General features: G+C 68.6%; 13 protein-coding genes and 1 pseudogene. 4 read left to right on the top strand and 10 right to left on the bottom strand.

The window, feature by feature from the left end:
- Positions 1 to 28 precede the first annotated feature (28 nt).
- The 8 genes and pseudogenes from ACZ45Q_RS33265 to ACZ45Q_RS33300 all read right to left on the bottom strand — a co-directional run.
- Positions 29 to 1,714, bottom strand: a complete 1,686-nt coding sequence (locus tag ACZ45Q_RS33265; RefSeq protein ID WP_468268655.1) for a ribonuclease J — start codon at positions 1,712 to 1,714, stop codon at positions 29 to 31.
- A 453-nt stretch (positions 1,715 to 2,167) separates the two neighbouring features.
- Positions 2,168 to 2,512, bottom strand: coding sequence for a MerR family transcriptional regulator (locus ACZ45Q_RS33270; protein ID WP_468268658.1), 345 nt, complete (start codon positions 2,510 to 2,512; stop codon positions 2,168 to 2,170).
- Between the two features lie 780 nt (positions 2,513 to 3,292).
- Entirely contained in the window at positions 3,293 to 3,619 is a 327-nt protein-coding gene (locus ACZ45Q_RS33275) for an SCO5918 family protein (RefSeq protein ID WP_468268661.1), read from the bottom strand.
- A 49-nt stretch (positions 3,620 to 3,668) separates the two neighbouring features.
- Positions 3,669 to 4,070 carry a CBS domain-containing protein gene (locus tag ACZ45Q_RS33280; RefSeq protein ID WP_468268664.1) on the bottom strand — a complete coding sequence of 134 codons (402 nt, stop codon included), beginning with the start codon at positions 4,068 to 4,070 and terminating at the stop codon, positions 3,669 to 3,671.
- 45 nt (positions 4,071 to 4,115) lie between these two features.
- Entirely contained in the window at positions 4,116 to 5,612 is a 1,497-nt protein-coding gene (locus ACZ45Q_RS33285; protein ID WP_468268667.1) for a DEAD/DEAH box helicase, read from the bottom strand.
- A 354-nt stretch (positions 5,613 to 5,966) separates the two neighbouring features.
- Positions 5,967 to 6,170 (bottom strand): cold-shock protein, encoded by a 204-nt coding sequence (locus ACZ45Q_RS33290; RefSeq protein WP_043505040.1) that lies wholly within the window; start codon positions 6,168 to 6,170, stop codon positions 5,967 to 5,969.
- A gap of 575 nt (positions 6,171 to 6,745) precedes the next feature.
- The gene (locus tag ACZ45Q_RS33295; RefSeq protein ID WP_468268671.1) at positions 6,746 to 6,988 is read right to left on the bottom strand and encodes a DUF5302 domain-containing protein; all 243 of its coding nucleotides are present in this window, start codon (positions 6,986 to 6,988) and stop codon (positions 6,746 to 6,748) included.
- A gap of 212 nt (positions 6,989 to 7,200) precedes the next feature.
- Positions 7,201 to 7,392 (bottom strand): annotated as a pseudogene (locus tag ACZ45Q_RS33300) (DEAD/DEAH box helicase); the annotation flags it as partial.
- A gap of 726 nt (positions 7,393 to 8,118) precedes the next feature.
- Here ACZ45Q_RS33300 and ACZ45Q_RS33305 point away from each other — a divergent pair.
- Both ACZ45Q_RS33305 and ACZ45Q_RS33310 read left to right on the top strand, forming a co-directional pair.
- On the top strand, positions 8,119 to 8,550 hold the full coding sequence (locus tag ACZ45Q_RS33305) for an NUDIX domain-containing protein (RefSeq protein WP_468268674.1): 432 nt from the start codon (positions 8,119 to 8,121) through the stop codon (positions 8,548 to 8,550).
- Positions 8,547 to 8,864, top strand: a complete 318-nt coding sequence (locus ACZ45Q_RS33310) for an AAA family ATPase (protein ID WP_468268677.1) — start codon at positions 8,547 to 8,549, stop codon at positions 8,862 to 8,864. Before ACZ45Q_RS33305 ends, ACZ45Q_RS33310 begins: the two co-directional genes overlap by 4 nt.
- Positions 8,865 to 9,478: 614 nt before the next feature.
- Here the strand turns inward: ACZ45Q_RS33310 and ACZ45Q_RS33315 are convergent.
- A complete protein-coding gene (locus ACZ45Q_RS33315; protein ID WP_468268680.1) occupies positions 9,479 to 10,348 on the bottom strand; it encodes a hypothetical protein in 870 nt (289 codons plus the stop codon).
- Positions 10,349 to 10,472: 124 nt separating this feature from the next.
- Positions 10,473 to 18,119, bottom strand: coding sequence for a golvesin C-terminal-like domain-containing protein (locus ACZ45Q_RS33320; protein ID WP_468268704.1), 7,647 nt, complete (start codon positions 18,117 to 18,119; stop codon positions 10,473 to 10,475).
- A gap of 1,285 nt (positions 18,120 to 19,404) precedes the next feature.
- Between ACZ45Q_RS33320 and ACZ45Q_RS33325 the strand changes: the two genes are divergently transcribed.
- A complete protein-coding gene (locus tag ACZ45Q_RS33325; protein WP_468268683.1) occupies positions 19,405 to 20,112 on the top strand; it encodes a hypothetical protein in 708 nt (235 codons plus the stop codon).
- Positions 20,113 to 20,202: 90 nt separating this feature from the next.
- Positions 20,203 to 21,318 carry an SMI1/KNR4 family protein gene (locus ACZ45Q_RS33330; protein WP_468268686.1) on the top strand — a complete coding sequence of 372 codons (1,116 nt, stop codon included), beginning with the start codon at positions 20,203 to 20,205 and terminating at the stop codon, positions 21,316 to 21,318.
- The last annotated feature ends 469 nt before the right edge of the window (positions 21,319 to 21,787 follow it).

The raw sequence follows: 21,787 nt of genomic DNA on the forward strand, positions 1-21,787 counted from the left end.
CGCCCCCGGACGCCTGCCCGAGTGCGGCTCAGGCGTCGATGATGACGGGGATGACGAGGGGCTTGCGGCGGTGGGTGCGGAACGCCCAGTTCGCCACGGCGCGGGCGATGAGCTGTTCCAGCTGGTGGGCGTCCCCGACGCCTTCCTCGGCCGCGGTGGCCAGGGTCTTCTCGATGACGGGGATGACCGGCTCGAAGGTGGCGTCGTCGTGGACGAAGCCCCGGGCCAGGAAGTCGGGGGCCTCGGCGAGGGCGCCGGTGTCGGCGTCGACGATCGCCACCACCGTGACGACGCCCTCTTCGGCGAGGGTGAGGCGGTCCTTGAGGGACGCTTCGGTGGCGCCGCCGACTTCCATGCCGTCCACGTAGACGTTGCCGGCGGGGACCTTGCCGGTGATGGAGGCGCGCCCGTCGATCAGGTCGACGACGACGCCGTCCTCGGCGATGACGACCCGTTCGGGGTCGACACCGGTACGGATGGCGAGGTCGGCGTTGGCCCGCAGGTGGCGCCACTCGCCGTGGACGGGCATGACGTTGCGGGGCTTGACGATGTTGTAGCAGTAGACGAGTTCGCCGGCGCTGGCGTGCCCGGAGACGTGCACCTTGGCGTTGCCCTTGTGGACGACGTTGGCGCCCCACCGGGTGAGTCCGTTGATCACCCGGTAGATGGCGTTCTCGTTGCCGGGGATGAGGGAGCTGGCGAGCAGGACGGTGTCGCCCTTGCCGATGCGGATCATGTGGTCGCGGTTGGCCATCCGGGACAGCGCGGCCATCGGTTCGCCCTGCGAGCCGGTGCAGACCAGAGTGATCTTGTGGTCCGGGAGCTTCTCCAACTCCTTCGTGCTCACGACCAGGCCGGAGGGGACCTTCAAATAGCCCAGGTCACGGGCGATGCCCATGTTGCGGACCATCGACCGCCCGACGAAGGCGACCTTGCGGCCGTACTGGTGGGCGGCGTCCAGGACCTGCTGGATGCGGTGCACGTGGCTGGCGAAACTGGAGACGATGACCCGGCGAGGCGCGGTGCGCATCACCTGCTCGATCGCCGGGTTCAGCTCTCGCTCGGAGGTGGTGAAGCCGGGTACTTCGGCGTTGGTGGAGTCGGTCAGGAACAGGTCCACGCCCTCCTCGCCGAGGCGGGCGAAGGCGCGCAGGTCGGTGATGCGGTCGTCGAGAGGGAACTGGTCCATCTTGAAGTCGCCGGTGTGCAGCACCATCCCGGCCCGGGTACGGATCGCGACCGCGAGGCTGTCGGGGATGGAGTGGTTGACCGCCACGAACTCGCAGTCGAAGGGCCCGAAGCCACGCCGGTCGCCCTCGCGCACCCGCACCGTGCGCGGCCGGATGCCGTGCTCCTTGAGCTTGGCCTCCAGGAAGGCCAGGGTCAGCTTGGAGCCGACGACCGGGATGTCCCTCCGCTCGCGCAGCAGGTACGGCACGCCGCCGATGTGGTCCTCGTGGCCGTGGGTGAGGACCACGGCCACGATGTCGTCCAGCCGGTCCCGGATCGAGGTGAAGTCCGGCAGGATCACGTCCACACCGGGCTGGGTCTCCTCGGGGAACAGGACACCGCAGTCGACGATGAGCAGCTTGCCCGCGTGCTCGAAGACGGTCATGTTGCGGCCGATCTCACCCAGGCCGCCCAGGGCGATGACCCGCAGCCCTCCTTCGGGAAGGGGCGGTGCGGCTTTCAGCTCGGGGTGCGGATGACTCATACCCTGACGGTACCCGGAGAGCGGGACAGGTGATCCATTACCTCCTCCCGACATGGTCGGGGCACCACAACGGGTGTCCCGGGGACGATCCGGTGACGCCAGCGACCGGACAGGGAGGGGTCAAGGCGGGACCGGCCAAGGTGAGCTCAAAAGCCGCCACGAGATCTCGGAGTCCTGAAGTGCCATCGTGCCAGACGCGCGGACGGCACGGACGCCGACACGGCAAGCATGTGCCTCACTGGGCCCGGCAGGCCGCCGACGGGCAACCGGCGCGCTGGCAGGGCTCCGGCCCGGGACCGGGGGAACCGTCTTGTCCAGAGAAGGACCCCAGCGTGGTGATCGCCGGGGTCCCTGCCCGGTGGGAGTAAGGGGCGCTCGTTTCAGGGGCCGATGGGGGGGGTCCAGTCGGTGGCGGCCCGGGAGCGTCGTCCGTGTCTTCGTGCCTGCGTCCGGTCAGGCTGAGGTCTTCGACTGCGGCTCGGGGCCTTGTGTGCGCAGTTGTTCGTTGATGCGCTGCGCTTCTTCGAGTTGGTCTTCGAGGATGATGATGCGGCAGGCGGCCTCGATGGGGGTGCCGTGGTCGACGAGTTCGCGGGCGCGAGCGGCGATGCGCAGCTGGTAGCGGGAGTAGCGGCGGTGGCCGCCTTCGGAGCGCAAAGGGGTGATCAGGCGGTGTTCGCCGAGGGCGCGGAGGAAGGCGGGGGTGGTGCCGAGCATGTCGGCGGCCCGGCCCATGGTGTAGGCGGGGTAGTCGTCGTCATCGAGGGGGGTGACGGCGCGGGAACTGCCAGGGGGCATAGACCTCTTCTTCCGGGGGGCGCGTCGGGGGGCCCGGGCACCGTACTGGCACCCGGGCCCCGAGCTTTCAACACCATCTACCGGCCGGCTGCGCCGGCCTTGTATGTCCGCAGGGTCCGCCTGGGAGGGCGGGGCTGCGGGGATCGCGGATGCGTGACCGGGGACCACCTTCCAATCCGGGGCCTGCGGTACCCGGGCGGACTGCTTCCTCGCCCGGGCGATCCTGATGGCGTCTCGCTCCTTACCTTCGGTTACTCGGTGATACTGCTGGATACCGCGGGTACTGCTCACGACCCCCTTGGGCCGTGTCCTGCTTGACCTGCCGGCACGGCAGTTCGTGTCTGCCGTGCCCACTTCGACTTCCTGGGTACGACAGATACATTAACCCTGCGACGGGCCAATGTCTACTGTCGTCACGACAGGTTTTCTCCATGACCAGTGCCTGGTTCTTCCGTAGACACTCTCGGAAGAGTGCTGTCGGTGGGTTGCTTCCTGCTCGGCGACCCCATGCTGGGCCTGGAGGCTCAAAACCGATCCAACGACGGCGGGAGGCTCGCCGCAGCAGGGGGCCGCGGCGGCGGTCGTTGGAGGAGGCCGCTCAGCGGGCGGCCGACGGCCTGGAGGCTCTCCGAACTCAACAGCCGCCCACGCAAAACGCTCGACTGGGAGACCCCAGCCGAGCGTCTGTTCACACTGCTCGCGGCTTGATCAACTCACCGCAATGTTGCTACGACCCTTGGAATCCGCCCACGCCGGTGGGGCCTCACTGCTCGGTTCGGCTCACACCTGTCCGTACGTCAGGCGGACAGGGGGAGCGCCGAGCCTTGCGGAAGCCGGCCCGTCCGGGCCGGCCACGGGCGCGGTTGCGGCGGTAGGGCGGGTGCGGCAGGTGAAGCCGAGTTGGGTCATGGCCCTGAGGACTTCCCCGGTGCTGAAATCACGGCGGTCCTGGCGGGTGATGACCTGGCCGACCTGCTTGGCGGGGTAGTGGCGTCGTCCGATGATGACGAACTCACCGGTGACCGGCTCAGGTGTGACGCCCTTCATCGATTCCACCACGCCGCTCTTGGTCAGGTCGAACGGGAAGCGAGCGATGATACAGCGCATGAGGGCTCCAGGGAGAAGAGAAGACGGGGCCGGGCAGGGTGACGGCGGTTCAGCGAGAGAGGGCGAGGACGCCCAGAGCGTTGCCGTGTCCGTCGACCACGGGCGGGGCCCCGAGCCGGCGGCAGCGCATCGCACGCTCGGCTTCGGCCCTCGTGGGCAGCGGCGAGGCGAAGGACCCGATGACGTCGGCGATGTCACGCAGGCGGATCCGGTCCGTGTATCCAGAGCCGTCACGAACGGCCGTGAGCCGGTCCCGGGTGACCAGGCCGGTGCCCATACCGTCCTCGTCGCAGACGACCAGCTGACCTGTACGGGCGGCGGCCATCACGGACAGTGCCACCTCCACGGTCATGTCCTCCCAGACCTGCGGTCCGACCGCGTCCGCGGGATCGGCCTCCGTCTGCACGGCGTTGGTACGTGTTGAGCGGAAGTGCGTCTGGTCCAGCGTCAAAGGGTGCCTCCTGCGAAGTTGGGTGGGCTTCCTGACACGAAGGTTCTATGCCGCTGCACCGGGGGTGGACTGCCGTACGGGCGCGCGGCGGGCCGCCGAGACGGGGCGGCGCCGGCCTCGTGAGGTGGCGCCGCGCTTCTTGGGGCGTTCGACCACCGGTGCGGTGATGACGACCGGGATGCCGGAGGGGGCCTGGGCGCCGGTGATGCGGTGCAGGGCCTCTTCGCCGGCGCGGACCTGGGTGGTCTGCGGGACGATGCCGGCCGCTGCCATGAGGCGGGTCATGCCGCGGCGCTGGTCGGGGGTGACCAGGGTGACGACGCTGCCGGACTCTCCTGCGCGGGCGGTGCGGCCGCCGCGGTGGAGGTAGTCCTTGTGGTCGGTCGGCGGGTCGACGTTGACGACGAGGTCGAGGTTGTCGACGTGGATGCCGCGCGCCGCGACGTTGGTCGCCACCAGCACGTTGACGTGTCCGGTCTTGAACTCTGCCAGTGTGCGGGTGCGCTGTGGCTGTGACTTCCCGCCGTGCAGGGCGGCGGCCCGTACCCCGCTGTTCAGGAGGTGTTCGGTGAGGCCGTCGACGGCGTGCTTGGTGTCGAGGAACATGATCACGCGGCCGTCGCGTGCGGCGATCCGGGTGGTTGCCGTGTGCTTGTCGGCGCCGTGAACGTGGAGCACGTGGTGCTCCATCGTCGTGACCGCGCCGGCCGAGGGGTCGACGGAGTGCACGACGGGGTCGCTGAGGTAGCGGCGCACGAGCAGGTCGACGTTGCGGTCGAGAGTGGCGGAGAACAGCATGCGCTGGCCTTCGGGGCGGACCTGGTCGAGGAGGGCGGTGACCTGCGGCATGAAGCCCATGTCGGCCATCTGGTCGGCCTCGTCGAGGACGGTGATGGAAACCTGGTTCAGCCGGCAGTCGCCACGGTCGATGAGGTCTTTGAGCCGTCCCGGCGTGGCCACGACGATCTCGGTGCCGGCGCGCAGCGCGCTCGCCTGCCGGCCGATCGGCATTCCGCCCACCACCGTGGCCAGCCGCAGCCGCACGGAGCGGGCGTACGGGGCGAGCGCGTCGGTGACCTGCTGCGCCAGCTCACGCGTGGGTACGAGGATCAGCGCCAGCGGCTGCCTCGCCTCGGCGCGCTGCCCGGCCGTACGGGCCAGCAGCGCCAGCCCGAAGGCGAGGGTCTTGCCGGAGCCGGTGCGGCCACGGCCCAGTACGTCCCGGCCGGCGAGGGAGTTCGGCAGGGTCGCGGCCTGGATCGGGAAGGGCACGGTCACGCCTTGCGAGCTGAGCGCGCCCAGCAGTGCTCGGGGCATGTCGAGATCGGCGAAGCCCTCCACTGCGGGGAGCGCGGGAGTGATCGACTTGGGGAGGGCGAACTCCCCCTGGGCCGCGGCGGGCCGGCGGCCGTGACCACCGGAGCGGCTCGGCCCGCCGGAGCGGCTCCTGGCCGACGAGCCGAATCGGCTGCCGCCCCTGCCGGAGTCGGTACTGCCGTTACGGGTGCGGATGAAGCGGTCGTTCGTGCGTGTGCGGTTCATGCGGAACCTTCCTCGATGCGGCACATGTCAAGGAATTCCCGCAGCGATCAGCAGCACAGAGAATCGCAAGAATGGGCCGGTGGAATGCGACAGCGAATCTGACCGACGGAAAATCCGTGCGGGCACAGGCGCTGGACTGAGTAGTGCGAAGCGGACGCAATGTTCGGGCGTCTGCCGCTATGAAGCTGTGAAGCTGTGAAGGGGTGCGTACACCCCTGAAGGATGCTCCGTATGCGCTGAGCCTACGGTTTTTCTGGTTGCCGTCCGCAGGGAAACCACTGCGGAATACGCGAGTAGCTGGGGCCCGCACCCCGAAGGACGCGGGCCCCAGCTACAAGTACGCGACAGGCAGCGTCAGGCGAGAACGATGTTCTCGGCCGTCGGGCCCTTCTGGCCCTGCGCGATGTCGAAGGTCACCTTCTGGCCCTCGATCAGCTCACGAAAGCCCTGGGCGGCAATGTTCGAGTAGTGGGCGAACACGTCAGCGCCGCCACCGTCCTGCTCGATGAAGCCGAAGCCCTTTTCCGCGTTGAACCACTTGACAGTACCAGAAGCCATGCCATTTCTCCTTTGGGGCAGTGCATCGGGATCCGCACTGCACGGACCCCGCGTCGCCGCGATGATCACCCCGCCGGGAAAAAGACCGGATAACAAAAGTGCTTCCAGTGGCACAGGCGCCGCCCGGAGAGCACTTGAAGTTTTGGGACCACAACTGCAACTGAGATCGACAGTAGCACGCCGAAGCGGCCTGTGTACGGTGAAGAATCCCACCCCGCTTAATACGGTAGAGAATCTGTCTGCCCGTCCCGTTGTAACCTCAGCTCGCGGGCACAGATTTTGACCCAGCCGGAGCGCAACGTTTCGGGAAGCTGGGGGCGCGCCCAGCGCAAGGGCTGCTCCCCCAAAAGATGGTGCGGGCGGGCGTGGAGATCAGCCTGGCTCCGGCAAGCATCACGGCCCGTCTCCGGCGCACGCGCGGGAGCGGCCATATATTCCCTCAGGCGAGTCCGCCGATTACGCCCGCCCGCGACGCGCACACGGGTATGCGCACGTCGCGGGCCAGCCACTGGACGGGACGCGCGAGTGGATGGCGCGCGTGCCGGTGAAGCGGTCAGGCCGCGGGACTCATCGACTCAGCCGCCACTCTTGCGCCTGAACGACCGCTGGCTCGCAGCCGGGCCGTGCGCCGAACGCACCTTCGACGCGTCGGACTTGGCGGCAATATCAGTGGTATCCACCTGCGCACCGCGTTTGCGCGCCAGGGCTTCGCGGAACTTGCGCTTGAGGTCATAGTTGCCGTTGCTGTCCGGCTCCAGAGGGGACGTCTCGGGGGCAGCCGGCTCCGAACCTTCCGTAGATACGGGCTCTGCGGTCATGGTGATCTCCTGGGTTCGGGGGTGGGCAGGCACAGCTTGTCATGCTGGGCGCAGTGCGAGGCGCCGGCAAGATCATTCTGCTCCGTTTCGGCGGGTATCCCTCTCGCGGCCAAAGGCGTTGACTTCGTAGGTGAGGCGCACATGACGGCTTCGGGCCGGGCCGAGGGCTGCCGATCCCGTGGCCAGGAGATTCGCCGCCAGGGCGACGGCTCTCAGCCGTTGCGACGCACGAGGGCGGCCTTGCGGGCCTCGGCAAGCTTGCGGGGGGCCTCGCCGGCCTTCCGGGGTTTGCCGCCGGCGCCGCAGGAGGTGCCCTTGCTGGTGCCGAGGCCGCGGAAGGGAGCGTCGCTGTTCTTGGGTCGGGGGACGGCGGGCCCGCCGTCGAGCAGGATCCCGGACCGCAGTGCCTGACCTGCTGTTACGCGTCCGCCCCGGACTGACGTGGACGCCCGAAGACGGTCTCTACAACCTGTGCCAGGTGGTACCCGGTGAGGGCCCGAGGATCAGGACCGGGGCCTCTTCTGGCCCGTGAACGCGGTATCACAGGGGGGCGACGGTGTCTCGCTCGCGCCCCGCGCCCTCTCACATCTCACGAAATCTCACACAGCCGAGGGAAGCCGGCTGGCCCGGCGCATCCGCGACTCGGCCCGTCGAGCACTGCGACGGCCTCATCGATTGATAACCACCCCTTGGGATACATCGCTGGCCTCACGCGCGATCGTACAGCTCACCGTGCAGGCCATCCCGGGCCGAGTAGGGACTCGCTCCCCTTAGCTCTCACCGACGTGGCCCGGATCACCAGCGGTCTCTGACCGAAGCCGTCACGCTCGGCGAAGCCGAGCCGAGGCGACTTCTCCGAGACGACCAGGCGGCACCAGACAACCCCCCGAAGGAGGTACCGCAACCCACACGAGTGATCGAAGGCAGCGTCACAGCCCGCCCCGCCCGGCCACAGAAGGAGAGGGCCCGATATCCGAATTCACGTCCTAGATTTCGCCCGCGTCCACCCGTCACAGCGACGGCCAACCCGCCGTTACCCGATCCCCTGTCCGCATCCCAGCCCGAGGAGCCACCGTGAATCCCGTACAGCGCCATGCGCTTGTTCATCCCGCGTTCGAAAAGGCGGCCTCATGGACGCTCGGTGTTCACCTCTACCTGGAGCGGCCCGACGGAACGGTGCTGCTCGGGCTGCGCCCCCCGACTCCGCGTTCGCGCCGTCCACCTGGCACGTCCTCGCCGGCCACTGTGAGCAGGAGAGCGCCATCACCTGCCTGATCGGGGAGGCACGGGAGGAGGTCGGCCTGCTCATCGAGCGCCAGGACGTCGAACTCGTCCACGTCGTCCACCACATCGGCCGTGCCGGGGACCGGCCCCGCGTGGGCCTGTTCTTCCGCGCCCGCACCTGGAGCGGCGAACCGGAACTGCGCGAGCCGGACAAGTGCACCCGGTGGAGGTTCTGGGACCCGGCCGCGCTGCCCGACAACCTCGTCTCCTACACGCGCCAAGCCATCACAGAGACCCAGAACGGGGACCTGTACAGCGAGTTGGGATGGCCCGCATGACCGGCACGCCGAGCGGCGCGCACCGTCGTGGGTTCCCCGGGCATTCGACCGGCCGTGTGGACACCCGTCTGGTGGTGATCCGCGGCAACTCGGCGTCAGGCAAGGCAAGCGTGGCCCAGGGCCTGCGAGATGGCTACGGCCGCGGTGTCGCCATCGTGAGCCAGGACGTGATCCGCCGGAGCGTGCTCAGGGAACACGACACCGCGCGCGGCGCCAACGTCGCCCTGCTGGGCAGGATGGCACGCGAAGCACTGAACGCCGGCTTTCACGTGGTGCTCGAAGGAATTCTGTCGCCGATCGCTACGGCCACATGATCACCTCTCTGGTGCGGGACCACCTCCGCATCTCCTGCTGCTACTACCTCCACGTGCCGCTGGAAACGACGTTCGTCCGACACGCGTCGAAGGCGGATGCCGCTTACCTTGCACACGTCACCGAAAGCCACCTCACCTCCTGGTACCGCGAAATGGGCAAGGACGCGAACCAAGAGACCCCATCGATCGACCGAAGACCTGGGAACATCCTGGACAGGGATTCACTGAACCATTGCCGCACTGCTTCTCCGGGATCGCGCCGGTCAGCCGAGTCGGGTTGAACCTCGATGTAGACGTCCATCAAACCCCCTTTACCTGTGATAAGCGGCAGCTGCCACGCCGATTCGGCGTGGCAGCTGCTCTATGAAGCCCGATCCGTCAGCCCGGGTTGGACGAGGACGTCGCCGGCAAGCGTGTACGCGCCCGCCTCCACCGGGCCGCCCTCACCGGTGAGGTTCTCCCCACAGGGTTGCCGTCTCCGGCAATGCTGCCACCATGATTCTTTCCATCGTCGCAGGCTGATGCAGCAGGGCTGCCCGACCTGGGCAGGCGAACGAACGTCCCGGCGACGGTCAGCCGCGGGCGGTTGCGACCGCCGGAGCCTCTGCCGCCGGTTACTGGATGTCCAGCACCGGACCGTGCCGGACATCGTTCCGGCAGACGAAGACGCGGAGCTCGCCGAACCGGCCGACCTCCGCCCCGGTCGGTTCGTAGGCGGTCTTGCGCGCCTGCGGGTCCAGCTCCCTGTCCTCCAGCGGCCACCACCGGTCACTCGCGCCGTCCCACTCGCTGCTGTCCGCCTTCAGGAGCAGCTCGACGTCTCCGTCGCAGTCGGGGCAGCGGAGATTCCTCTTGTCCGTCGCGTGCCAGCTCGGCCACCCTGCGACCTTCCAGCCGCGCGCGACCGAGAGCGCGAACTGGTAGCGAAGACCCCGGTCCCGGTCCGCCTCGGCCAGACGCCTCATGAGGTCGTCGGGGAGTTCTTCCATCACGGGAAATTCGGTGACCCGCTCGGGCGAGATGCTGCAGGGGCGCAGCTCATACGAGTCGTTGAAGGGCTCGGCCCGGTGGAAGGAGTTCTCGGCGGCACGCCCCGTGCTCCGGGCGGAATCCAGCCAGAGAAGTGACACGGCAGGTCCCGCGTACTCCGAGTCGACGTATTCCACGTAATGGTCGTTCGGGCACCAGTAGACCTGCAGGAGATCACAGTCCGACGGGTAGGGAATCTCCGGGAATTCCCGTCGGAAGAACTGCGCCACGGATTCCATGGGGCGGGGCGTACGCGGGCCTCGGTCGTCTGTCGGATGTTCCTCGCAGGCGGGGCGCGCAACGCCCTCGACCTCGAGCATGGGACCGCCGACATGGCTGTCGGCCTGCCGAGGGGCGCCCGGCCTGGGGTGCAGGCGCACGGTGGTCCGGCGCCACGGGGAGAGTTCAGGGATGATCTCGGTGAGGTCCACCTCGGCAGCAGGGGTGGTGCGCACGAGCCTCTGGTCCTTTCAGCATCGCCAAGTTTCTCGAATCGCCAAGTGTCTCGCCGCAGACCGCGGTCGCCATGGCCCCCGGAGCTTATCGCCCGGGGGCCACGGCGACCTGATGCGGCGGGGGTCAGCCCAATGTCGTCCAGGTACCGTTGCGGAGCGCCCAGTTCGGGAACGTCCGGTGGTCCGAATCACCGGTGCTCGTGTAGTAGGACATGCTCACCGCGTAAGGACGGCTGGCCCCTTCGCGGTACAGCAGACTGACGTTGTAATAGACCGACACACCGGGTTTGACGAGAGCCGCCACCCGCTTCTCGAACTGGTGGTACATGTTCGCGGAATTCGTCGGGTTCTGCGCACACGTGAAGAGATTGTCCTCGCGCGTACCGTCACCGCCCAGCTTGTTCCCGATGATGTGGCACCGGGACACATTGAATCCCTGGCTCCGCGCGTCCTGGTACCCCGAGATCGGCAGGGATGCGGCCGGCGACCCCGTCCCCAGCGGATCCGTGAGGCAGGCGTGGGCGCCCTGCGCCTTGCCGTCCCTCAGCGGGTCGTACTGGATGGCGGAGCCGGACCAGTTGCCCGAGGTGCAGTCCTGGCGGCTGCGGTTCATGGGAGAGGGCGCGGGGCTCGGCGTCGGCATCGGCCTGGGCTTCGGCTTCGTCTCGCTGTCCCCGCGCGGGCCACCACGCGGCTTGTTGTCGCTGCGTGGCTCCGGGTCGTCCTCCGCGGCCCGGCGAATGGAGTCGCGGATGCTCTCGGCCGTGGACGCGATACCGTCCGCCATCTGGTCCAGGAGACTCTTCCGGCCGCTCTGCTTGGCCGCCACGTGATCGGTCGCCAGTGCGGCGGCCACCACGACGACGGCTACGGCCGCGGCGAGCGCGAAGGCGAAGTGGCCGTCCTCCTCGACGAAGCTGACGGGGTTGCCGCCGGTGAAGGCGTAGCGGTTGCCGGTGAACGGGTCGGTGCCGAGTCCCATGTCGGCGAGGGCGCCGTTGTACATGTCCCGGGTGGTGAAGCGGTTCAGTCCCGGGTTGTAGTCGCGGAAGCCCATGTCGTAGGTGCCTGACTGGGCGTCCCAGCGCTTGGCGTTGTACCGGTAGGGGTTGTACTGCTCCTTCCCCGGGTTGGCGGCGTCGGGCTTGTCGATGCCGGTGAACTCGGACGTGTCGTCGGAACCGTACGCGGTGTAGCCGTACGTGGCCCTCGTATCGCCGTTCTCGTCCGTGACGGTCTCGACGTCGGTGTGGCTGTTGTAGCCGTAGTAGCCGGCCTCGGCCGTGCCGTCGGTGTTGTGCTTGACCTGCGACAGGCGCTCGCCCCACGGGCTGTACTGGTACGACTTGGTCAGCGCACCGGAGACTTCCTCGGTCAGCACCTCGCCGGACAGGCCGAGGTAGTTGAACGTGGTGGTCTTGCCGTCCGCGGTCTTCGACGCGGTCCGGTCCAGCGGGTCGAAGGTGTACGTGGTCGCCTTCATCGCGCCCGTGGAGTCCACGCTCTGGGACTCCACGACGTGGTCGAAGCCGTCGTAGACGTTCCGGCTGATCACCTTGCCGCCCGACGACACCGATTCCTGGCGGCCGAACGGGTCGTAGTTGTAGGTGGACGTGGTGCCGCCCACTGCGGTGGCGCTCAGCAGCCGGTTGCGGTCGTAGTGGTACGTGGTGGTCGTGCCGTTGACCGTCTGGCTGATGACGTTGGCGTTGTCGTCGTGGACGTAGGTGTCCGTCCCGGCACCGTTGCCGGTCTTGACCGACTTGGCGAGCCGGTCGGCCGGGTCGTAGGTGTAGTCCGTGGTCGAGGAGAGGTACGCCGTGTGGTCGTCGGCGTTCATCTTCTTCGCGATGTCCTGCGCCTTGTTGCCGTTGGGGTCGTAGGCGTAGGTGTGCGAGGAGACGAGGGTGCCGTTGGGCTTCTTCTCCGTCGTGGACTTGACCGGGCCGTCGAGGTAGTAGGTGTAGTCGACAGTGTTGCCGTTGGCCTTGGTCTCCTTCAGGCGCTGGCCGCGGTCGGTGTAGGTGTACGACGTCACCTTCGGGTCGGTGTCCGTGGCCGTCTTGCCGACGGAGACCGTCTTGACCAGGTCACGCAGGTCGTACGTGTACGTCGAGTGCTGGTCGGGGTGGGTGATCGTCTCCGGCAGGCCGTTGGCGTCGTAGGTGTACGACGTCGACTTCTTCGCCGTGCCGTTGAGCGACTCCGTCACCTTCTGGACCTGGTTGAGGCCCGTGTAGGCGATGGCGTAGTTGTCGATCTTCGCGTTCGACGAGGTGTCGTCGATCGTCGTCAGGTTGCCGTTCGCGTCATAGGTGTACGTGAACGTCTTCTGCTCGGTGTCGGTGTCGGCCGAGTTGTCCCGGACCAGCTTCACGCCGTCCGCCACGACCGTGCCGCCGCTGTTCTCGAACAGCTCCAGCTTGGCCGTGTTGCCGCGCTTGAAGCTGTAGGAGCCCAGGGAGACCCAGGTGCCGGCGCCGGTGGTCTGGTCGACCGTCTTGTCGGTCGTCCCTCCGTCGTGCGTCAGCGTGTACTTGGCCGTTGCCGCCGATCCCGGCACGTCCGGGTACTTCACGTACGCGGTGTACGTCCCGTCGGACGGGATGTTGAGCGTCCAGGTGAACGTGTCCGTGCCGGTGCCGGCCGCGTGCGTGGCATGGTCGTAGCCCTGCTGGCCGGTGATGTCTCCCGACGCCCATGTACCCGTGGAGGAGGTGTTCTGGGTGTCGGAGTTGTCGACCAGGACGACGTCCCGGCCGACGGGCACGCCGTCGTCCGAGCGGGACTTCAGCTTGCCGTCCGGGTAGTAGCCCCAGGTCATCGTGCGGTTCGAGGAACCGCCCGCCGACGTGAGCGTCCTGGCCGTCTGCCGGCCCAGGTCGTTGTAGTCGTAGGTGGTGACGATGTCCCAGGGGTCCGTGGAGGACTTCACCCAGCCGTTGTCGAAGTAGTCGTAGACGGTGGTGTTGCGGACCGACTGCCCCTCGGACGGGGGCAGCGAGGTCGACTTCACCCGGCCGACCGCGTCGTACACCGTCTGGGTGTAGACGTTGGGGTCGTTGTAGCGGGAGTCCGCCGGGTCGTAGGGCTGGAACTGCTTGACCGGACGGTTCAGCGCGTCGTACTCGGTACGGGCGGTGAACGCCTCCGTCGTCCCGGCCGCCACGGCCCGCGGTGTGATCACCTTGGTGGTGTTGCCGACCTGGTCGTACTCGTACTTCGTCGTGCGGTACGTGATCGGCGAGGTGCCCTTGTGGGGGACCTTCACCTCGGTGGTCTTGCCGCGCTCGTCGTAGGTGATGAGCGTGGTGTTGTTCTCCGCGTCCGTCGTGGAGACGACCCGGCCGTCCTTGTCGTAGGACCGCTTCGTCGTCTTTCCGGCCGCGTCCGTGACGGCCGTGACCCGGTGGTTCAGGTCGTAGGTCGTCCTGGTGGTGTAGTCGGTGGTGTCGGTGGTCGCGTTCTTCTTCGGGTCGACGACCGTGACGAGGTTGCCGACGTCGTCGTACTCGTAGGAGAGCTTGTCGCCGTCGGCGTTCACCACCGACGTGAGCTGGTTGATGGCGTCGTAGTGGTTGGTGGTGACGTAGTCGGTGGTGTCGGACGTGGTCAGGGTGCCCTTCGGCTCCGTCGTCGTCCGGAGGTTGCCGACCTTGTCGTAGGTGTAGGTCGTCCTGCGCTCGTCGGACGTGGAGGTGTCCTTCGGCGCGGTCGCGGACACGATCTGGTCGGCCGCGTCGTACGCCGCCGTGGAGACCGCGCCGTTCGGCGCCGTCGACTCCGTGACGTTGTCGTTCGCGTCGTACACCGGCGCCGGCGTGGTGATCAGGTCACCGGCGTCCTGGTCCTTGGGCACCGTGCTGACCAGCGGACGGCCGTAGGTGTCGTACGTCTGCGTGATCGTCTTGCCGAGTGCGTCGGTGACCTCGGTGACCTGGCCGCGCTCGTCGTAGACGAACGTCGTGGACTTGCCCAGCGCGTCGGTGATCTTCGCCGGGTAGCCCGTGGGACCGAAGTCGCTGTTGGTCGTCGGGTTGCCGCCCGCGTCGGTCGCCTTGGTGAGCCGGCCGTAGGAGTCGTAGGCGTACGACGTGGTGTAGTCGCCCTCGGTCGTCGTGGCGACGCCCTTGGGATCGGTGACCGTCGTCAGGTTGCCGAAGTCGTCGTAGCCGAACTGCCACGCGTGGCCCTCCGGGGAGGTCTTGCGGTACAGGTCGGCCGCGTAGCCGTCGGCGCGGGTCTGGTACTCGAACGACGCCGCGTGTGCCGGGTAGGTGCCTGGCGCGCAGTCGGTCGCCGGGGGCACGCCGGTCTTGTTGTTCTCCGCGTCGCGCTGCCAGAGCGGGTAGCCGGTCCTGGCGTCGTAGCAGTAGGCGGTCTTGGCGCCGTTGGCCTCCTCCAGGTACGTGACGTTGTTGTCGGCGTCCCAGGTCATCTTGGTGGTCTGCGACTTGGCGTTGGTCGTCTGGACCGGGCGGCCGAAGTCGTCGGTGACGTACCGGGTCCGGTGCGCCTCGGCGTCGGTGACCGTGGTGTCGGTGAACTTGGTGTTGTCCCCGTTCACGGCGTAGGTGAAGCCCGTGTCACCGCCCAGGCGGTCGGTGATGGTCTTGGTCCACCAGTGGTACTTCGGGTCGTCGCCCGTCTGCGGGTAGTGGTAGGCCAGCTGGGTGCCGTTGCCGCGCGGGTCGGTGACCTCGACCAGCTTGACGTTCTTGTTGCCCTGGGTGGCGTCGTAGGTGAACGCGAAGACCTTCGGCTGGGACGAGCCGGCGCCGTCGGTCAGCTTGGTCAGCAGGGCCTTGTCCGAGTACTCGAAGGTCAGCGTGCGGCCCGAGACGTCGGTCAGCGACCGGATGTGGTCCGCGACCTTCGGGAACGGGGCGTCGGCCTTGTCGTAGTAGTCGACGGTCAGCGACTGCCGGCCGGCCGGGTCGGTGATGTAGCGCAGGAACTTGGTCGGCTTGTTGTTGGACTTGCGTTCCTCGTAGGTGAACGTCTGGGTGTTGCCGTTCTTGTCCACGACGGACGTGAGGTAGCCGTCGCAGCCGAAGAGGAACCGGGTGCCGTCCGGACGCAGCAGGGTCCACGCGTCGGGCACCGGGTCCTTGGCCGGGGTGCAGTCCAGGCCCGCCTTGGCGGTGATCCGGTAGTGGACGCCCGCGGGGGCCTTCCAGGTGCCGTCGTCCTGCTTGCGGAAGACGTGCGTGGTGCCGTCGCCGTCCGGCAGGCGTATCTCCGTCGGATGCGGGTTGGGATGGAAGTCCAGCGGCGCGCCGAGCCGGATCGGGCCGGCCGCCTGGAACGACCAGCCGTGACCGGCGACGGTGTCACTGGTGTCGAGCGAGTTGTAGGCGACGCGGAAGAAGGTGTTCAGTCCGCGGCCGGGGTTGGTGAACGCGTTGTACGACCAGACGCTGTTGCCGGCCGCCAGGTTGTTCATCACGGTCGACCCGGCGCCGGTGTTCTTGCCGGTGTAGGAGTAGAACTTCTCCAGACCGAGGGTGTTGGAGGTGGGGTCCTCCACCGCCACGTTCTGCTGCAGCGGCGCGATGCCGTCGGTGCCGGCGGACAGCCAGCTGCCGTCGGAGACCTTGCGGACGTCCCAGCCCAGGACGTACTCGGTGCGCTTGTTGCCGGAGTCGGAGTTGACGGGCGTGTCGACCCGGGCCTGGATCGTCGCCGACTGGCCGGGCAGCAGGGCCGGGATCGCGGTGGCCGCCTGGGCACTGCCGGTCACGTCCGACCCGTCCGGGAGCTTCCACGTGTAGGACAGCTCCCGCTCACCGGCCGCCCACGCCGAGGACGTGGTGTTGGTGACGGTGAAGTCCACGGTGTACGTGGAGTTCGGGGTCATCCGTGACGGCGTCTGCGGCGCGTAGTAGGTGTCCTGCGTCGTGGAGTCGACGTAGATCACCCGCAGCAGCGGGCCGAGCTGCTGGTCGGCCGCCTCCGAGGCCAGGAACAGGGTGCGCTCCTGCGGGCCGGTGGAGGACTCGTCCCGCAGCTTGACCAGGGCGCCCTTGTTGGACGAGGGGCTGTCGACCCACCCCTGGGTCAGGCCGGTGGCGTCCCACCAGTGCCGGCCGACGTCGTTGGACCACTGCGGGGTGTGGTCGGAGACCGTGGCGGAGAAGTCGCCGCCCGGCTTCGTCCACGCCGTGGTCGAGGTGGCGTTGTTCCAGGTGGCCGTCGTCTCGTCGAAGCCGCGGGTCAGGCCGTGCAGCTCGTAGACGGCGCCGTCGGTGTCGGTGGTGGTCTGCGCCGCCCACATGAACAGCCGCGACTCCAGCACCGTCGCCGTCGTCGGGATGTCGGCGGTGTCGAACTTCAGCGCCGTGCGGGTGGTGCCGTAGGTGCCGGAGTTGTTGCCCACGCTCAGCCACTTCTGGCCGACGTTCCAGGAGTCGATGGTGTCCTGGTTGGTGGACGGCTGCCCGGACGACAGCGTGGTGTCCGTCACTCCCGAGGCACCCTGGAGCAGGCGCATCGTGCGGCCGGCCTTGGGCACGCCGACGATCCGGGTGGGCGAGCCGAGCAGTTCGCCGCTGACGGTCTTCACCGCGAGCTGGTAGTAGTACGACCGTCCGATCTCCGCCGAGGAGGAGTCGGGTGTCGGGGTCGCGGTGGTGTCGGTGTAGGCCGTCGCCGCCTTGTCGATCGGGGCGACGAGCGTCGCGGCCGACGGGGTGAACGCCTGCCGCGTGGAGCGGTGCAGCTGGTACTCCGCGATGTCCAGGCCGCTGTCGCCGCTGGTGTTGCGGTACGGCTTCCAGGACAGCTCCGGGCCGGTGGAGTGGATGACCGTCGGCGAGTTCAGCGTGGTGCCGACCTTGCCGTAGGTGACGGTCAGCCGCGGGATCGTGGCCGTCTCACCGCCGTAGTCGCCGTCCCCCGACTCGTACCGCGGTCCGCCCAGCGGGCCGCCGGTGGACTCGTCGGCGGCGGTCAGCACGAAGCCGTGGTTGGCCGCCGAACCGTCGACCCACTTCTGGACGGTGTCGGTGACCGGGAACTTGTGCCACTGGTTGTACTCGCCCTTGTTCTTCACGATCGACGCCGGGTTCACCCAGCGGACCGCGTCGGCGATCACGGCGGTGGACGTGGAGGCGGGGCCGTCACCGAGGACGACCTTGCCGGCGGTCCCCGCCGAGAAGCCGATCTGAGAGCCGCCGTTCAGCGACGCCCACTCGCCGCCGGAGCCGGCCGACTGGTCCACCGTGTGGGTGGTGGTGCCGTTCTTGCCGGTCACCGTGTACGGGGCGTCGGTCGCGCGGTCGGTGGCGGGGACGTAGTGCACGTCCACCCGGTAGGTGGCCGTCTCCGGCAGCCTCGGCTGCCAGGTGTAGGTGTCGCCGCCGACCGAGTCCTTGTTGTAGTGGTAGTCGTCCCCGACCGCGTACTGCGTCAGCGACGAGCCCGACGCCGGCCAGGTGCCCGACGCGGCCGTGGTCCCGGCGTCGCCGTCGTCGACCTGCACGCTGGTGCCGGACAGCTCGCCCACCAGGGCGCTGGTGTTGTCCCAGGTCGCCGACGCCTCGTCCCAGGCGCCCGTCGCGCGGTGCGCCTCGATCGGCACGTCCGTGCCGCCCGTGGTGTGCGCCTGGTCGAAGTACATCTCCAGCCGCGCCGCGTCGATCTTCGTGCCGGCCGGGATCTCGTCCAGCGGGAACTTGATCAGGGAGCGGGCGGTGCCGGCGTCCGTGCGGCCCACCGACAGCTTCCACGACTGCCCGTAGTTCGCCGTCGGCGCCTCCTTGAGGACCATCGTGTCCTGCGACACCGACGGCGACGGTGCGATCGTCACCGTCGGATCGATGACGACCGGGTACTGGCGCTCCTTGGCCGCCAGCCACTTCGCGTCCGGCGTCACCGTCAGGCGCCAGTTCTCGCCGTCGCGGGTCAGCTTCTGTGTGACCCGGTCACTGTGGGCGTGCCCGTACGGCGAGTCGGCGTCCTTGCGGGCGTCCGTCATGAACGCGGCCGGGATCACCATCACCGGCGTGTCCGGCAGCTCCCCGAACAGCGCGATCGAGCCGTCCTTGCGCGCCTTCGGCACCAGACCTTCGGTGTCCAGGGTGAACGTGAAGCTCACCGGGCCGTCCGGGCGCTCGGCCAGGACGATGTTCTCCTTCACCCGGCCCGGACCGACGCGGTACTCGAGATCCGCGCCGGCGAGGGCGTTGTCGTAGGTGACCGTGGAACCCTTGGCCACCGGCTTCAGGGCGCCCTTCGCGCCCTTCAGACCCAGGGTGACCGCGGAGCCGTCCGGTGCCTCGTACCGCAGCAGCCGGTCCGGGTCGGAACCGAACCAGCTCCTGCCGGTGTTGGTGGTGTTGGCGAAGTCGAAGCCCTTGGCCTTCGTGCCCCGCACGGCGGTGTCGATGGCCTTCCACGCCTTCGACGTCCCGTCCCGGTACGAGGTCGGCCGGGCTGTCAGCTCGGCCTCGACCCGGCCGTCCGACAGCTGCCAGAACCGCGCGTTCGGCGTCCGCCGGCCCGTCAGCTCCTTGACCCGCTTCGCCTTCGGCTCGGCCTTGCCCCTGGCGAGCTTCTGCCTGTCGGCCACCCCTAGGTCATTATGCGACGGGGGTTTATCCAATTCCCTTTCGTCATCGTCCGCGAACCACCCCTTGACGGCGTCGACAATTCCCTTGTCGTCACCGTCCGAAGCGGGCGCGGCATAAGCCACCTGGGGCAACGCAGTGCTGGTCACCGCGGATACCACCAGGCACGCGACCAGCCTGCCCAGTCTGGGTCTCACGCCAGCATTTCCCTGTCTCTCGACGTCCAAACATGGCTGCCGTACAGCCGTCTGACCTGCTGTCATGACTGGCCAGACGAGTCGGCGCCGGAGTTCTAGTCAGACGTCTGACGTCATGTCAAGCGAACTCACAATCAGGGAATTACGGGCATTCGCGGGCCTGGATGTCCGATATTTCCGCTCGCTGGATATCGGCGGCCGGAGTCGTGTATAAGGACCCGGTTCCAGGAGTTCCGGCGCACTGCTCGAATTCCGGCAGTCCATCTCGAGGACGTCCGAGGGAAGATTCATGGGCGACGAAGACAGGAAGACGGCGGCGGAGACGACCGGCACGGAAGTCAACAGGGCGGACGGAGCCGGCGGGGCCGGCGAGGTCGGCGAGGTCGGCGAGGTCGGCGAGGTCGGCGAGGTCGGCGAGGCAACCGCCGACGGAGCCGCTACCGCGGACGGAGCTGCCACGCCCGACGGAGGCATCAGGCCCGACAAAGGCGCCACGCCCGACGGAAGCGCCACGCCCGACGGAGCAGCCACCGGCGATCGCGACGCTCGAGCGGGACGCCCGGGTCGCCCCGACCGCGCCACGCTCTTCGCCTGTGCCGCCGTACTCGCGGCCTGCGCCGGGCTGGTCCTCTACGGCGTCCTGGACACGGGCGACGGCAACGGCAAGCCCGAGCAGCGCACCGCGACGACCTCGGTGACCTACGAAGTCACCGGCCAGGGCACGGCCGACATCACCTACCAGGGCGGCAACGCCTCCGGGAGGGGCAGCACCGTCGACGGCGTCCGCCTGCCCTGGCGCAAGACCGTCGACGTCCCCGCGGGCACGCAGCCGCTCGTCGGCATCGTCCTCGGCGACCAGGGTGGCCAGGCCCGCTGCGAGCTCGCGGTCCGCGGACAGCACGTCCAGAGCGCCACCGCCAGCGGCCGTTTCGGCCGCGCCACCTGCACCGGTTCCCTGCCGTCCCCGGCCCCGCCCGCGGCCGACGCCGCGGAGTGACCGTTCATGCCACGCGAACCCCGGACGGCTCATGCACTTCCCCGCCCCCTGGCCGGCACCCATTCCCTACCGGTAAAGGTCCAGAGACCCGTGAATGCCTCAGCCCCCCACGTCAGCGCCTTCGCCGAGATCTTCGGCGGTCCGCCGGCCGACTTCGCGGTACCTGTCGACTGGGCGGCGGTCGAATCCTGGCTGGGGACGAACCTGCCCGCCGACTACAAGGCCATCGCCGCCGCGTACGGCCCACTCGACATCGGCGCCTGGCTCTGGCTTCACATGCCATGCGTGCACCGCGGTTCGTTCGACTACGGCGCCTGGGTCCAGCAGACCCGGCGTGACGCCCCGGGCGTCCTTCCCTTCGGCGCCACCCGTACCGCCGACACCCTCTACTGGGACACCACGGCATCCGACGACCCCGACCAGTGGCCGGTCGTCATGCACTGCCAGGACGACGAGAACGCGGGCCGCGACCCCTGGCGGCGCTTCGGGACCCCGCTCGTGCCGACGCTGGCCCGGCTGGTGGCCGACGGCATGCGCCCGGTGGCCGTCCGAAGTCGCCTGCAATCCGACCTGGAGCACACCCCGTGGACACCGCCGCCTCGGCGACCGGAGCCAACCGCGCAGCAGCGGGCGGCGCTCACCACGGGCAGCGGGCTGGAGACTTTGACCTCGCTCCTCCCGCCGCCGGAGACACCCACGCTCGGCAAGCACAACTGGGACTGGTTGTACGAACGGCTGGGTACACGTCTGCCCGGCGAGTACGTACGGCTGATGGAGCGGTACGGAGCCGGCACCTGGTGCGGCTGGCTGCGCTTCAACACCCCCTTCGACGGGGACCAGTACGCACTCGCACCGTGGGCCGAGTGGTACGCGGAGGCCTACCGGGGGCTGCGGGCCGAGTTCCCTGAATACCAGCCCCTCGCTGTCCACCCGGAGCCCGGGGGATTCCTGCCCTTCGCCGACTCCATCGACGGCGACCAACTGTGCTGGCTGACCGAAGGCGCCACGCCGGACGACTGGCCGTTGATCGTCGTACCGCGCCATGCCCGCCAAGGCCCCCCGCTCGACACCGACCTGACCTCGACTCTGCTGGAGTGGCTGCGCGGCCGTTTCGCGACCGAGGGCCTCCCCCGGCTCGGACGCAGCGACGAGGACCCCCTCGACTACATCGAGTTCGATCCGTACGAAGCAGAACCAGCCCGCTGACGACCAATGAGTCCGTCAGCGTCGGACGGCGCAGCGGAATTCTTACGCGATCGGGGGTGAGAGGAACGTCCATGCCATCCGGCACGCAGCAGCAGGGCCGGCCCTGGGCCTGCTGCCGGAGTGCTACTGGACGAACCGATTCGCGTGACGAGCCCTCGACAGGCAGTCCCGCGACGAACTCCGAAAGGTCGGACGCTCGGGGCGGCGCTTGCCCATGCAAGAACCGCTGGTAGTGGTCGGCGACGAGACGACGCAGGTCTGCCTCGGCCGGCTCATCGCCACTGAGCTCAAGGGTGACCTGATGCGGCTCACCCGTCATGCGCAACGGTCTGGCCAGGGCGTCGAACCCACAGGCGTACTCGTCGGGCATCTCCCACCACGCCTCGGCGGACGCTCGGTCCCGGAGGACGTACATGGCCCGTCAAAGCGGTATTGCAGGTGTTCACCGGGGGGAAGGCCGGGGCGGCGC

The organism is Streptomyces sp. NPDC031049 (assembly GCF_055571015.1).